The sequence below is a fragment of the Halocynthiibacter sp. C4 genome, from assembly GCF_028823805.1.
GTDB classification, from domain to species: domain Bacteria; phylum Pseudomonadota; class Alphaproteobacteria; order Rhodobacterales; family Rhodobacteraceae; genus Falsihalocynthiibacter; species Falsihalocynthiibacter halioticoli.
Window position 1 is genome coordinate 1,005,354 of the sequence record NZ_JAPEIE010000001.1, and the last position, 13,254, is coordinate 1,018,607.

The 13,254-nt window shown below is 54.9% G+C and carries 13 protein-coding genes; all 13 read left to right on the forward strand.

Translation table 11 applies throughout. The features are described from left to right. Window positions 1-3 precede the first annotated feature (3 nt). The 13 genes from OU789_RS04885 to nuoL all read left to right on the forward strand — a co-directional run bounded on the left by OU789_RS04885 (window position 4) and on the right by nuoL (window position 13,252). Window positions 4-615, forward strand: a complete 612-nt coding sequence (locus OU789_RS04885; RefSeq protein WP_274653804.1) for an NADH-quinone oxidoreductase subunit C — start codon at window positions 4-6, stop codon at window positions 613-615. 1 nt (window position 616) lies between these two features. Beyond that, a complete protein-coding gene (locus OU789_RS04890; protein WP_274653806.1) occupies window positions 617-1,510 on the forward strand; it encodes a sulfotransferase in 894 nt (297 codons plus the stop codon). A 3-nt stretch (window positions 1,511-1,513) separates the two neighbouring features. Further along, the gene (locus OU789_RS04895) at window positions 1,514-2,722 is read left to right on the forward strand and encodes an NADH-quinone oxidoreductase subunit D (protein WP_263953557.1); all 1,209 of its coding nucleotides are present in this window, start codon (window positions 1,514-1,516) and stop codon (window positions 2,720-2,722) included. Further along, on the forward strand, window positions 2,722-3,822 hold the full coding sequence (gene nuoE, locus OU789_RS04900; protein ID WP_263953556.1) for an NADH-quinone oxidoreductase subunit NuoE: 1,101 nt from the start codon (window positions 2,722-2,724) through the stop codon (window positions 3,820-3,822). The genes OU789_RS04895 and nuoE overlap by 1 nt, the downstream gene beginning before the upstream one ends. A gap of 147 nt (window positions 3,823-3,969) precedes the next feature. Beyond that, window positions 3,970-4,602 carry an NADH:ubiquinone oxidoreductase gene (locus tag OU789_RS04905; RefSeq protein ID WP_274653809.1) on the forward strand — a complete coding sequence of 211 codons (633 nt, stop codon included), beginning with the start codon at window positions 3,970-3,972 and terminating at the stop codon, window positions 4,600-4,602. Window positions 4,603-4,605: 3 nt separating this feature from the next. Beyond that, window positions 4,606-4,830, forward strand: a complete 225-nt coding sequence (locus tag OU789_RS04910; protein WP_274653811.1) for a DUF5337 domain-containing protein — start codon at window positions 4,606-4,608, stop codon at window positions 4,828-4,830. 40 nt (window positions 4,831-4,870) lie between these two features. After that, window positions 4,871-6,166: an NADH-quinone oxidoreductase subunit NuoF gene (nuoF, locus tag OU789_RS04915; RefSeq protein WP_263953554.1), complete on the forward strand. Its 1,296-nt coding sequence runs from the start codon at window positions 4,871-4,873 to the stop codon at window positions 6,164-6,166. 4 nt (window positions 6,167-6,170) lie between these two features. After that, window positions 6,171-8,189: an NADH-quinone oxidoreductase subunit NuoG gene (gene nuoG / locus OU789_RS04920; protein WP_274653813.1), complete on the forward strand. Its 2,019-nt coding sequence runs from the start codon at window positions 6,171-6,173 to the stop codon at window positions 8,187-8,189. A 270-nt stretch (window positions 8,190-8,459) separates the two neighbouring features. Beyond that, the gene (gene nuoH, locus OU789_RS04925) at window positions 8,460-9,497 is read left to right on the forward strand and encodes an NADH-quinone oxidoreductase subunit NuoH (protein ID WP_263953552.1); all 1,038 of its coding nucleotides are present in this window, start codon (window positions 8,460-8,462) and stop codon (window positions 9,495-9,497) included. Further along, complete coding sequence (gene nuoI / locus OU789_RS04930; protein ID WP_263954427.1) at window positions 9,497-9,991, forward strand: NADH-quinone oxidoreductase subunit NuoI; 495 nt, start codon at window positions 9,497-9,499, stop codon at window positions 9,989-9,991. The genes nuoH and nuoI overlap by 1 nt, the downstream gene beginning before the upstream one ends. A 102-nt stretch (window positions 9,992-10,093) precedes the next feature. Continuing rightward, on the forward strand, window positions 10,094-10,711 hold the full coding sequence (locus OU789_RS04935) for an NADH-quinone oxidoreductase subunit J (RefSeq protein WP_274653816.1): 618 nt from the start codon (window positions 10,094-10,096) through the stop codon (window positions 10,709-10,711). Window positions 10,712-10,798: 87 nt separating this feature from the next. Then, the gene (gene nuoK / locus OU789_RS04940; protein WP_263953550.1) at window positions 10,799-11,104 is read left to right on the forward strand and encodes an NADH-quinone oxidoreductase subunit NuoK; all 306 of its coding nucleotides are present in this window, start codon (window positions 10,799-10,801) and stop codon (window positions 11,102-11,104) included. Between the two features lie 6 nt (window positions 11,105-11,110). Continuing rightward, entirely contained in the window at window positions 11,111-13,252 is a 2,142-nt protein-coding gene (gene nuoL, locus OU789_RS04945) for an NADH-quinone oxidoreductase subunit L (RefSeq protein ID WP_274653819.1), read from the forward strand. The last annotated feature ends 2 nt before the right edge of the window (window positions 13,253-13,254 follow it).

Consider the following 13,254-nt stretch of genomic DNA (forward strand, 5'->3'; position numbering starts at 1 on the left):
TCTATGTCTGAAGCACTGAACGAACTGGGCGCCTATATCGAACTAAAGCGGCCCAACTGTGTGATCGGCTACTCGATTGCATTTGACGAGTTGACCGTCGATGTCACGCCGGACGCGCTTGTCGGGCTTGTCGAGTTTCTAAAGACAGACCGGACCTGCCGTTTCTCGACGCTTGTCGACGTTACCGCGGTTGATTACCCAAGCCGTGAGAAGCGGTTTGACGTGGTGTATCACTTCCTGTCGATGTACCAGAACCATCGTATTCGCCTGCGCGTTATGGTGCGCGAAGACGATATGGTGCCTTCGATCGTTTCTGTTTATCCGGCTTCGAACTGGTTCGAGCGCGAAGTGTTCGACATGTACGGTATCCTGTTTTCCGGCCATCCGGACCTGCGCCGTATTCTCACAGATTATGGCTTCCGCGGGCATCCGCTGCGCAAGGATTTCCCGACAACGGGCTATACCGAAGTGCGTTATGACGAGATCGAAAAACGCGTTGTTTACGAACCCGTAAGCCTCACGCAGGAATACCGCCAGTTTGATTTCATGTCCCCTTGGGAAGGTGCAGAGTACATCCTCCCTGGCGATGATAAAGCAGACGAGGCAAAAGGCTGATATGTCGAACGCGACTCATCTTTTTGGAATTGGGGCTGCCAAGGCGGGAACGTCTTGGTTGTTCAAATTCCTTGAGTCGCATCCAGAGGTCGCTTCACCAGCTGTAAAGGAACTGCATTATTTTGATGATGCAGATACCGATACGCCCGAACGTGCGTTGATCAAGCGGAATGAGGCAATTCAGCAAGACATCGTTACCCTTGAATTGCGCAGGCTCATTTCCGCGGAAGGAAAGAAACGAAAACTTGCGAGCCGGATTGAACGTTTGAAGCAGGTCTCCTCATTGCTTAAGCTTGGTTATTCCCCAGAGGCATATGCTGAGTATCAGCAAGCCGAGGCGGTAAAAGCGAACGCTAAATTAACCGCTGACATCACGCCAGCCTATGCTCTGGTGTCTAAGGCCACGCTGAAGATGATGGCCGGATTGGGACAGACGACCAAGTTTATCTATATCCTGCGCGATCCTGTTGAACGGCTTTGGAGTAATATCCGGATGGTCGCGGACGCGCGCGCAAAGAACAACGCAGAGATGGCCAAGATCAGCAATCGCATTGCCGACAGCATCTTAAGCGGGGAAGGGCATCCTTCGTTCCTGCGGAGCGATTATGCTGGAACGCTTGATCGGTTGTTTGCCGCTGTTCCAAGTGCTGATCGTCTTGTGCTGTTTTTTGAGCGCCTGTTTGATCAGGACACGATTGAAACTCTCTGCCGCTTCCTGATGATTGCACCGATGCCCGCCAAAACGCATCGAACCGTGCACGCAGGGGCGACATTCCCGCTTGATGATACGCGACGGGCCGGCCTAAGCCAGCTGCTCGCGCCACAATACGCCGCCGTAGAAGCGCGTTTCGGGGCTCTTCCCGACCGCTGGCAGCAGAATATGACGAAGGTGTAAGATATGGACGGAAATTTCGAAGACGTTCTGACGGGCGAACAGAAAATCCGCAATTTCAACATCAACTTCGGGCCACAGCACCCTGCGGCTCACGGTGTTTTGCGCCTTGTGCTTGAGCTTGATGGCGAGATTGTCGAGCGGTGTGACCCGCATATCGGCCTTCTTCACCGCGGTACCGAAAAGCTGATGGAGAGCCGCACGTATCTCCAGAACCTTCCGTATTTCGACCGGCTTGATTATGTGGCGCCAATGAACCAGGAGCACGCTTGGTGCCTTGCCATCGAAAAGCTTACCGGAACAGAGGTGCCGCGCCGTGCGCAGCTTATCCGCGTTCTCTATTCCGAGATTGGCCGTATCCTCAATCACCTATTGAACGTCACGACACAAGCGATGGACGTTGGCGCGCTGACGCCGCCGCTCTGGGGCTTTGAAGAGCGTGAAAAGCTTATGGTGTTTTACGAGCGGGCTTGTGGCGCGCGCCTCCACGCCGCCTATTTCCGCCCTGGTGGTGTCCATCAGGATCTGCCACCGGACCTTATCGAAGACATTGATACTTGGGCCGATACATTCCCGAATGTCCTTAGCGATATTGACGGGTTGCTCACCGAGAACCGTATTTTCAAACAACGTAACGCTGATATCGGCATCGTCTCCGAGCAGGATATCCTTGATTGGGGTTTCTCTGGCGTGATGGTACGCGGCTCCGGCCTTGCGTGGGATTTGCGCCGTGCACAGCCTTATGAGTGCTATGACGAGTTCGAGTTCGACATTCCCGTTGGCAAGAACGGCGACTGCTATGACCGTTATCTCGTGCGGATGCAGGAGATGCGCGAAAGCCTCAAGATCATTAAGCAAGCCTGTGAAAAGCTGCGCAACGAGCCGGGTGATGTTCTGGCGCGAGGTAAGCTGACGCCGCCGAAGCGGGGCGATATGAAAACCTCGATGGAAGCGTTGATCCACCATTTCAAACTCTACACCGAAGGGTTCCACGTACCTGCTGGTGAGGTTTACGCAGCGGTTGAGGCCCCGAAAGGGGAGTTTGGCGTGTACCTTGTGGCCGACGGCACCAACAAACCTTATCGCAGCAAAATCCGCGCTCCGGGGTATCTGCATTTGCAAGCTATGGACTATGTGGCCGGTGGCCACCAACTGGCCGACGTGGCCGCAATTATCGGCACGATGGACGTCGTGTTCGGGGAGATCGACCGCTAATGCTACGCCGTCTACACGCAACCCAACCCGAGAGTTTCGCCTTTACAGAAGCCAACCGCGCATGGGCGCAGGCGCAGGTAACCAAGTATCCCGAGGGCCGTCAGGCCAGCGCGATCATTCCGCTTTTGTGGCGTGCCCAAGAGCAAGAGGGCTGGCTTTCCCGCCCCGCGATTGAATATGTCGCCGATATGCTTGGCATGGCTCATATTCGTGCTCTTGAAGTGGCGTCTTTCTATTTCATGTTCCAGCTTCAACCTGTTGGTTCAGTTGCACATATTCAGATTTGCGGCACGACCTCCTGCATGATCTGTGGGGCTGAAGATTTGGTTGCTGTGTGTAAAGAGCTTATCAACGAAAAGCCGCATGAACTGTCCGCTGATGGTAAGTTCTCGTGGGAAGAGGTCGAGTGTCTCGGCGCTTGTGCGAACGCGCCAATGGCGCAAATCGGCAAGGATTACTACGAAGACCTTACCGCGGAGAAATTCCGAGAGTTGATGGCAGAATTGGCCGCTGGCCGCGTGCCTGTTCCTGGCCCGCAAAATGGCCGCTACGCTGCTGAGCCGCTTTCCGGCCTGACGTCGCTTACAGAGCACGAAAGCGGTAAAACGCAATACAACGCTTCTGCGCAACGGGCTGTTGATCTTGGTGATACAATCAAGCGGATTGACGGTGAAGAAGTTCCGCTTATCACACCATGGCTCGGCAAGTCGAAAGCGAATGTGGCCCCCAAAAAGGCCGCCGCAAAGCCACCGGCAAAACCTGCACAGAAGAAAGCCGCAAGCGCAGAAGCAGCGAAAACGGTGAAAGAGAAGAAGCCGCGCACGATGGCCAAGCCGCGCAAAGCAGGCGCAGATGATCTCAAGCAACTAAAGGGTGTTGGCCCAAAGCTTGAAACGACCCTTAACGAGCTGGGAATTTGGCATTATGACCAGGTCGCAAAATGGGGTCCGGCAGAGATCAAATGGGTTGATGAACGCTTGAAGTTCAAAGGCCGGATCGAGCGCGATGACTGGATCGCTCAGGCCAAAATTCTTGCTGAAGGCGGCAAAACAGCATTTTCCAAGAAAGTAGAAAAGGGCGGGGTTTACGACGAGGATTAAGGCTACATAACCCCGTAAATAACGACGAGAAGACAATGAGAAACCAACACACATACTCACAAAACCATACAGGGCGCATTGCTGCGGTCTCTGTTCGGATTTGTGCGCAACGTGTTGATATAAAACATTTTTTCTAGGGAGTTATGTATGACTAAAACTCAAGAATCCGGCTTTTTTACCTGCGCGAACATGTGTTGGATCATTGGCGTTTTGCTTGGGTTGGCAGCGTTCCTGATTTTGCGTGGCCAGCTTGGACTTGCAACGATTGTTGCCTTGATCATCGGAGTTGCCGTTGCCGCCGGTGTTGGTTTTGCACTGCGCTTTTATTTCTGCTTTGGTGAGCAGGAAGTCACGACTGCAGAACAAGCTGCAAGCACTTTTGAAGCGGCGCCAGAGCCAGTTGCCGAGCCAGATCCTGTTCCCGTTGCTCCTGTAACTCCACCTATGGCGAAAGAAGTCGTTCCGGAACCGATCGAGGCGGAAACGCTCGCGCCGGCACCTGCTGCGGAGAAGAAGCCGCGCACGATGAAAGCGCCACGCAAAGCGGGTGCGGATGACCTCAAGAAACTCAAGGGCGTGGGACCGAAACTTGAAACTACTCTTAACGAACTCGGCATTTGGCATTTTGACCAGGTGGCCAAGTGGGGCGCTGCAGAGATCGCTTGGGTTGATGAGCGCCTGAAGTTCAAAGGTCGTATCGAGCGTGATGGCTGGGTCGATCAAGCAAAAATCCTCGCCGAGGGCGGCGAGACCGAATTTTCCAGCCGGAAGAAAGGCTAGGAGATGACACAAAAGGGCAGCGGCCCAGAAGACAAGGTGCAGGTAAAAGGGCGCATGTTGGCGCTTGTGATTGCCGGAACCGCTATTTTCTGGGTTGCGGCCCAATCGCTCGGGTCAATGCTGGACTGGTCGCAACGGACGCGGCTGTTGTTTGACCTTATGGCAGGAGCCGGCTTCGTTTGGTCGGTGGTTGTAGGATATCAAATTTGGCGCGCGCGCCAGAAATAACACGTCGGGGGCTGCCCCCGGGAATTGAAGGATGACGAGGATGCTCAAGGATCAAGACAGGATCTTTACCAACCTGTACGGAATGCACGATCGCAGCCTTGCGGGCGCGAAATCGCGTGGGCATTGGGATGGAACTGCGGGCATCATCAAGAAGGGCCGTGACTGGATCATCAACGAAGCAAAGTCCTCTGGTTTGCGCGGGCGTGGTGGTGCGGGCTTCCCGACTGGTCTGAAGTGGTCGTTCATGCCCAAAGAAAGCGATGGCCGCCCTGCGTACCTCGTAATCAACGCCGATGAATCCGAGCCCGGTACATGTAAAGACCGCGAGATTATGCGTCACGACCCGCATACGCTGATCGAAGGCGCGTTGATGGCCTCTTTCGCGATGGGCGCGCACGCCTGTTATATCTACATCCGCGGCGAATTTATTCGCGAACGCGAAGCGCTGCAGGCCGCGATCGACGAATGCTATGACGCAGGCCTGTTGGGCAAAAACGCCGCGAAATCGGGTTGGGATTTTGACCTCTATTTGCATCACGGTGCTGGCGCATACATTTGCGGCGAGGAAACTGCGCTGCTTGAGAGCCTAGAGGGCAAGAAGGGTATGCCGCGCATGAAGCCGCCGTTCCCTGCGGGCGCGGGTCTCTATGGCTGTCCAACCACAGTGAACAACGTTGAATCGATTGCGGTTATCCCGACAATCATGCGGCGCGGTGCGGAGTGGTTTAGCTCCATGGGCCGCCCAAACAACGCTGGCACCAAGCTCTTTGGTATTTCGGGCCACGTTGTGAACCCTTGCGTTGTCGAAGAAGAAATGTCGATCCCTCTGCGTGAACTTCTTGAGCGCCATTGTGGCGGTGTTCGTGGCGGTTGGGACAACCTCAAGGCGGTTATTCCAGGGGGCTCTTCGGTTCCGCTATTGCCAAAAGATATCGCTGATGAAGCGATCATGGATTTTGACTGGCTCCGTGAGCAGCGTTCCGGCCTTGGGACTGCGGCGGTGATCGTGATGGATCAATCCACCGACGTTATCAAAGCGATCTGGCGTCTGAGCAAGTTCTACAAGCACGAAAGCTGCGGCCAGTGTACGCCATGCCGTGAAGGTACTGGCTGGATGATGCGCGTCATGGATCGTTTGGTCACCGGAGATGCAGAAGTCGAGGAAATCGACATGCTTCTTGACGTGACCAAGCAGGTTGAGGGCCACACGATCTGTGCGCTTGGCGACGCGGCAGCATGGCCGATCCAAGGTCTTGTGCGCCACTTCCGTAACGAGATCGAAGACCGGATTAAACACAAGAAAACAGGGCGTGTAAGCGCCGTGGCGGCGGAGTAAGCCCATGACTGACCTACGCAAAATCATCATCGACGAGACAGAGATCGAAGTTGATCCCGCGATGACTCTTATTCAGGCGTGCGAGCAGGCTGGCGTTGAAATTCCGCGGTTCTGTTATCACGAGCGTTTGACGATTGCAGGCAACTGCCGGATGTGCCTTGTTGAGGTTGTGGGCGGACCGCCCAAGCCAACAGCATCTTGCGCGATGCAGGTGCGCGATTTGCGCCCCGGCCCAGAGGGACAGCCGCCTGTTGTGAAAACAAACTCTCCTATGGTGAAGAAGGCCCGCGAAGGGGTGATGGAGTTTATGCTCATCAACCACCCGCTCGATTGCCCGATTTGCGATCAGGGTGGCGAGTGCGATCTTCAGGATCAGGCGATGGCCTATGGTATCTCTGAGAACCGTTACAATGAGCCAAAGCGCGCCGTAGATGATCTTGATCTCGGCCCGCTTGTTTCAACAACGATGACCCGCTGTATCTCTTGTACGCGCTGCGTGCGGTTTACAACCGAGGTTGCCGGCATTTCGCAGATGGGCCAAACTGGCCGTGGCGAAGATGCGGAAATCACAAGCTATCTAAACGAAACGCTCGACAGCAACCTTCAAGGCAACATCATTGATCTTTGCCCCGTTGGTGCGCTGACCAGCAAACCCTATGCCTTTACCGCCCGTCCGTGGGAATTGACCAAGACCGAAACCATCGACGTGATGGACGCGCTCGGCAGCAACATCCGCGTCGATACCAAGGGCCGTGAAGTGAAGCGGATTGTTCCGCGTAACAACGACGGTGTGAACGAAGAGTGGATTTCCGATAAGACGCGCTTTGTTTGGGATGGTCTGCGTCGTCAGCGCCTTGATACGCCGTATATCCGTGAAAACGGCAAGCTGCGCAAAGCAAGCTGGGGAGAAGCGCTCGCTGCGGCGGCCGCTGGTATTAAGGGGAAGAAACTGGCCGGTCTGGTTGGCGATCTTGCGCCCGTCGAAGCAGCCTTTGCGCTTAAACAATTGGTAGAGGGGCAGGGCGGCAATGTTGAGTGCCGTACTGATGGCGCAAAACTGCCAACAGGTAACCGCTCGGCATATGTTGGCACAGCAACTGTCGAGGACCTTGATACCGCGAAAGCGATCATGCTCATCGGTACCAACCCACGCGTAGAAGCGCCCGTTCTGAACGCGCGCATCCGCAAAGCTTGGCTTGCAGGCGCGAAAATCGGTGTGATTGGTGAAGCGGCTGACCTGACATATGAGTATTTCCATCTTGGTACAGGCCGCGCAGATCTGGTGAAGCTGAACGAAGGTGAACATACAGACGCGCTCGGCAAAGACACCATCGTGATCGTTGGCCAAGGTGCGCTTCAAGAAGCTGACGGCGAGGCTGTTTTGAGCCAAGCGATGAAGTTTGCCGAAACCACTGAAAGCAAATTCATGGTGCTGCACACGGCTGCGAGCCGCGTGGGCGCGATTGATGTTGGCGCAGTGACAGAAGGCGGCGTAACTGCGGCGCTTGATGGTGCTGAAGCTGTTTACAACCTTGGTGCGGATGAAATCGAAATCGCGCCGGGTGCATTTGTGATCTATCAAGGCAGCCATGGAGATCGCGGTGCGCATCGCGCTGATGTGATCCTGCCTTCTGCTGCATATACCGAAGAGAGCGGTGTTTTCGTGAATACCGAAGGCCGACCGCAGCTTGCGCAACGCGCAGGGTTCGCGCCGGGCGAAGCCAAAGAAAACTGGGCGATCCTTCGTGCACTTTCCGCCGAGCTTGGCGCGACATTGCCGTATGATTCCCTTGGGGCGCTCCGCCAAGCCTTGATCGAGGCTGTTCCGCACCTTGGCAATATCGACGAAGTGCCAGAAAACGCATGGAAACGGGTGCCGCTGCGCAAACCGGCCAAAGCGGATTTCGTGAATGCGGTAACAGATTTCTATCTGACCAACCCGATTGCGCGGGCGAGCCAGCTTATGGCCGAGCTCTCCGCCAATGCAAAAGCACGCAGCCAAGAGGCCGTAGCAGCAGAATAATGCAACAAACGCAAAGACATATCGCCACAGATGTCAGGCGCAAGGGGGCAGGGCGACCTGCTGTAAGCGCGCCTTTCGCGGATGTATTTGCGCAACAAAGAATTTTTGTGCCCGTGTGGGGCGCAATTGCGAATGTTGAGGGTGGAAATTGGTGTGGGGATGCTGTTTACAGCACACCAAACCCATTCCCTCGCGACCGCGCTCGAAACACAGGCGCCACGCGCCCGAGCGGGTGGCACAGAAATTGGGATACCGACGGTGTGAGGATCTATGGCTGAGTTCTTTTCAACCCCTTGGGGAATCTTTGTGATCATCGTCGCGCAGTGTCTTGCTGTCGTGGCGTTTGTGATGATTTCCCTTCTGTTTCTGGTCTATGGCGACCGGAAGATCTGGGCGGCGGTTCAGATGCGCCGCGGTCCGAACGTTGTTGGGGCATGGGGTGTTTTGCAATCTGTTGCTGACGCGTTGAAATATGTCGTCAAAGAGGTCGTGGTGCCCGCGGGTGCCGATAAACCGGTTTATTTTCTCGCTCCGCTGACAAGCTTCGTATTGGCGATGGTGGCTTGGGCGGTGATCCCGTTCAACGACGGCTGGGTTCTTTCCGATATCAACGTGGCGATCCTCTTTGTGTTCGCGGTGTCCTCGCTTGAAGTTTATGGCGTGATCATGGGCGGTTGGGCCTCGAACTCGAAGTATCCATTCCTTGGTTCGCTTCGTTCCGCAGCGCAGATGATCTCTTACGAAGTGTCGATCGGACTGATCATTATCGGTGTGATCCTTTCGACCGGTTCTATGAACTTTAGCGACATCGTGCGCGCTCAAGATGGTGCTTACGGCTTCTTTAGCTGGTACTGGTTGCCGCATTTGCCGATGGTATTCTTGTTCTTTATCAGCGCCTTGGCCGAAACAAACCGCCCACCTTTCGATCTTCCCGAAGCGGAATCCGAGCTTGTGGCCGGTTATCAGGTTGAATACTCCGCGACTCCGTTCCTGCTCTTTATGGCGGGCGAATATATCGCGATCTTCCTGATGTGCGCCCTGATGAGCTTGTTGTTCTTCGGCGGCTGGCTGTCGCCAATTCCGGGCCTGCCTGATGGTGTGCTCTGGATGGTCGGCAAGATGGCGTTCTTCTTCTTCATCTTCGCGATGGTTAAAGCGATTACACCGCGTTACCGCTATGACCAACTCATGCGCATTGGTTGGAAAGTATTCCTGCCGCTGTCGCTGGCTTGGGTCGTGATCGTTGCGTTCCTTGCTCAATTTGGTGCCTTTGGCGGAGCCTATGCCCGCTGGGCGATCGGAGGCTGATTATGGCTATGGATTACACCCGCGCCGCGAAATACTTCCTGCTGGCGGATTTCGTTAAGGGCTTCCAGCTTGGGTTGAAGTATTTCTTTGCCCCCAAGGCAACGATCAACTACCCGCATGAAAAAGGGCCAATCAGCCCGCGTTTCCGTGGCGAACACGCGCTGCGCCGTTATCCGAATGGCGAAGAGCGTTGCATCGCATGTAAACTTTGCGAAGCGGTTTGCCCCGCACAGGCGATCACAATTGATGCTGAGCCACGCGAAGACGGTAGCCGCCGCACAACACGGTATGACATCGACATGACTAAATGCATCTACTGCGGTTTCTGCCAAGAAGCCTGTCCGGTGGATGCGATTGTTGAAGGGCCGAACTTCGAGTTCGCCACTGAAACCCGCGAAGAGCTTTTCTATGACAAGGAAAAACTCCTTTCCAACGGCGAACAATGGGAAGCCGAGATTGCGCGAAACCTCGAGATTGATGCGCCTTACCGCTAAGGGCGGCGCATAACAGGCATCGGCAGCACGTCCGGCGCCAGAAGACAACGCCCCAAGAGGGCAGAGAAACGTCCCGCAGGGGACAGGAAGAAGGACAGTAAAATGGGCATTGCAGATTTCGCCTTTTATGTCTTCGCCATCACCGTGATCACGGCGGGGCTGTTCGTGGTTGTGTCTCGCAACCCTGTGCACTCGGTGCTGTGGCTTATTCTCGCGTTCATTTCTTCGGCAGGGCTCTTTGTTCTGCTTGGAGCGGAGTTCGTGGCGATGCTTCTGGTGATCGTATACGTGGGGGCCGTTGCGGTTCTCTTCCTCTTTGTGGTGATGATGCTTGATGTTGATTTCGCTGAATTACGTGGGGAAATGGCGACGTTTGTACCCTTTGCCATTCTGATCGGTGTGGTGTTGCTGATGGAAATCGGCCTTGCAATCACCGTTTGGCAGTTTGCTGATACGGCGCAATCTTCGCTGATGTCTGCTGCCCCCGCAGCGGATGAGGTACAGAACACTGCGGCGCTCGGCCAAATCATCTATGACGATTACATCTATCTCTTCCAAGGTGCGGGTCTGATCCTGCTGGTGGCGATGATTGGCGCAATCCTTCTGACAATGACACACCGCAAGGATGTGAAGCGTCAGGATGTGCTTGCCCAGATGCACCGCGATCCTGCGAAAGCCATGGAAGTTATCGACGTAAAGCCGGGACAGGGCTTGTCGTAAAAGAACAAGCGCCCTGAAAATTGGGCGCGATTGAACGCGCGCGGAACATACCGCGCAACGAAGAACGAGAAGGACGAGGACTGAAATATGGTCGGACTTGAGCATTATCTAGCGGTGGCGGCGGCTTTGTTCGTCATCGGGATTTTCGGGATCTTCCTGAACCGGAAAAATGTGATCGTGATCCTGATGTCGATCGAGCTCATGTTGCTCGCAGTCAACATCAACTTCGTCGCTTTCTCAAGCTTCTTGGGCGATCTTGTGGGGCAGGTGTTTACCCTGTTTATCCTCACGGTTGCTGCCGCCGAGGCCGCCATTGGCCTCGCGATCCTTGTGGTTTTCTTCCGTAACCGTGGCACCATCGCGGTTGAAGACGTCAATGTGATGAAGGGCTAGGGCATCATGGAAAAAATCATTCTCTTTGCCCCGCTCGTGGGCGCGTTGATCGCCGGCTTCGGCTGGCGCTACATCGGCGAGAAAGGCGCTCAGTATGTGACAACGGGGCTGTTGTTCCTTGCTGCATTCCTGAGCTGGATCGTGTTCCTCGGATTTGATGGCGAGACCCGCTATATCCACATCCTGACGTGGATTCAGTCCGGCGCGTTGGATACGTCTTGGTCAATTCGTCTTGATCGTCTTACCGCGATCATGTTGATCGTTGTGACCACGGTATCAAGCCTCGTTCACCTTTATTCCTTTGGGTATATGGATCATGATCCCCAGTGGAAAAAGGGTGAAAGCTATAAGCCACGGTTCTTTGCTTACCTTAGCTTCTTTACCTTTACGATGCTGATGCTGGTGACAGCGGACAACCTCGTTCAGATGTTCTTTGGCTGGGAAGGCGTGGGCGTTGCCTCATACTTGCTGATCGGCTTCTACTACCGCAAACCAAGCGCGAATGCCGCTGCGATGAAAGCGTTTATCGTGAACCGCGTTGGTGACTTTGGCTTTGTGCTCGGGATCGTCGGCCTCTTCATGCTGACAGGTTCGATCAACTTCGACGATGTGTTCGCCGCCGCACCAACCCTCGCAGAAACAGAACTTCATTTCCTTTGGACGGATTGGAATGCTGCCAACCTTCTGGCCTTCCTGCTGTTCATTGGTGCGATGGGTAAATCAGCGCAGCTTTTCCTCCACACCTGGCTTCCAGACGCGATGGAAGGCCCGACACCTGTTTCGGCCCTGATCCACGCCGCGACCATGGTTACTGCGGGTGTGTTCCTCGTTTGCCGTATGTCGCCGCTGATGGAATTTGCGCCAACGGCAACCTCGATCATCGTTGTGATCGGCGCAACAACAGCGTTCTTTGCCGCTACTGTTGGCCTCGTTCAGAACGACATTAAACGTGTAATTGCTTACTCTACCTGTTCGCAGCTTGGCTATATGTTCGTTGCTGCGGGAGTTGGTGTTTACTCCGCCGCGATGTTCCACCTCTTCACACACGCATTCTTCAAAGCGATGCTCTTCCTTGGTGCCGGTTCGGTCATCCATGCCATGCATCACGAGCAAGACATGCGCCATTACGGCGGTCTGCGGAAGAAAATTCCGATGACATATTATGCGATGCTGATTGGTACGCTTGCCATTACCGGTGTTGGCGTTCCGCTTACGACAATCGGTTTCGCGGGCTTCCTGTCGAAAGACGCGATTATCGAGAGTGCTTGGGGGGCGCAGACTGGCGTTGGCCTCTATGCCTTCTGGATGCTGGTGATTGCCGCCTTTATGACGAGCTTCTATAGCTGGCGTCTGATGTTCATGACCTTCTTCGGCGAAGCACGTGGCGATAAGCATACACATGATCACGCGCATGAAAGCCCGATGGTTATGTTGATCCCGCTCGGTGTACTCGCGCTTGGTGCGGTTCTTTCGGGCATGATCTGGTTCGGTAGCTTCTTTGGAAGCCACGACGACGTGAACAAGTTCTACGGCGTTCCATCCCATCACGAAGTTGCAGAAACCGACGGCCATGGTGACGATCATGCGGATGATCACGCCGATGATCACGCTGTTGCGACGACTGACGATCACTCAGACGAGCACGCAACAGATGGGCATGGTGAAGAAACCGCCCACGCCGCAGGCTGGACCAAAGGGCAGGGCGCTGTTTACACACACCCTGACAACCACGTGATGGACGAGGCACACCACGCACCTAAGTGGGTCAAAGTATCGCCGTTCGTTGCGATGCTCCTCGGCCTCGGGTTGGCGTATCTCTTCTACATCAAGGATACGAGCCTGCCGAAGCGTTTGGCCAAGAGTCAGCACCGCATGTACCAGTTCCTGCTGAACAAATGGTACTTCGACGAGGTCTATGACGTGATCTTCGTGAAAGGCGCGCTGCGGCTTGGTAAATTCCTCTGGAAGAAAGTCGACGGTTTGGTGATCGACGGTTTCATCAATGGGGTTGCCATGGGGATTATCCCGTTCTTCACACAACGCGCAGGCCGCGCCCAATCGGGCTACTTGTTCCACTATGCTTTGGCCATGGTGGTTGGGCTTGTGGTTCTCATTACATGGATGACTATCAGCGGAGGGGCTGAATAATT

What these genes read in the sequence shown, in the direction of transcription:
- OU789_RS04885 (WP_274653804.1), top strand. Translation starts at nt 4, where the DNA reads ATGTCTGAAGCACTGAACGAACTGGGCGCCTATATCGAACTAAAGCGG.
- OU789_RS04890 (WP_274653806.1), top strand. Translation starts at nt 617, where the DNA reads ATGTCGAACGCGACTCATCTTTTTGGAATTGGGGCTGCCAAGGCGGGA.
- OU789_RS04895 (WP_263953557.1), top strand. Translation starts at nt 1,514, where the DNA reads ATGGACGGAAATTTCGAAGACGTTCTGACGGGCGAACAGAAAATCCGC.
- nuoE (WP_263953556.1), top strand. Translation starts at nt 2,722, where the DNA reads ATGCTACGCCGTCTACACGCAACCCAACCCGAGAGTTTCGCCTTTACA.
- OU789_RS04905 (WP_274653809.1), top strand. Translation starts at nt 3,970, where the DNA reads ATGACTAAAACTCAAGAATCCGGCTTTTTTACCTGCGCGAACATGTGT.
- OU789_RS04910 (WP_274653811.1), top strand. Translation starts at nt 4,606, where the DNA reads ATGACACAAAAGGGCAGCGGCCCAGAAGACAAGGTGCAGGTAAAAGGG.
- nuoF (WP_263953554.1), top strand. Translation starts at nt 4,871, where the DNA reads ATGCTCAAGGATCAAGACAGGATCTTTACCAACCTGTACGGAATGCAC.
- nuoG (WP_274653813.1), top strand. Translation starts at nt 6,171, where the DNA reads ATGACTGACCTACGCAAAATCATCATCGACGAGACAGAGATCGAAGTT.
- nuoH (WP_263953552.1), top strand. Translation starts at nt 8,460, where the DNA reads ATGGCTGAGTTCTTTTCAACCCCTTGGGGAATCTTTGTGATCATCGTC.
- OU789_RS04935 (WP_274653816.1), top strand. Translation starts at nt 10,094, where the DNA reads ATGGGCATTGCAGATTTCGCCTTTTATGTCTTCGCCATCACCGTGATC.
- nuoK (WP_263953550.1), top strand. Translation starts at nt 10,799, where the DNA reads ATGGTCGGACTTGAGCATTATCTAGCGGTGGCGGCGGCTTTGTTCGTC.
- nuoL (WP_274653819.1), top strand. Translation starts at nt 11,111, where the DNA reads ATGGAAAAAATCATTCTCTTTGCCCCGCTCGTGGGCGCGTTGATCGCC.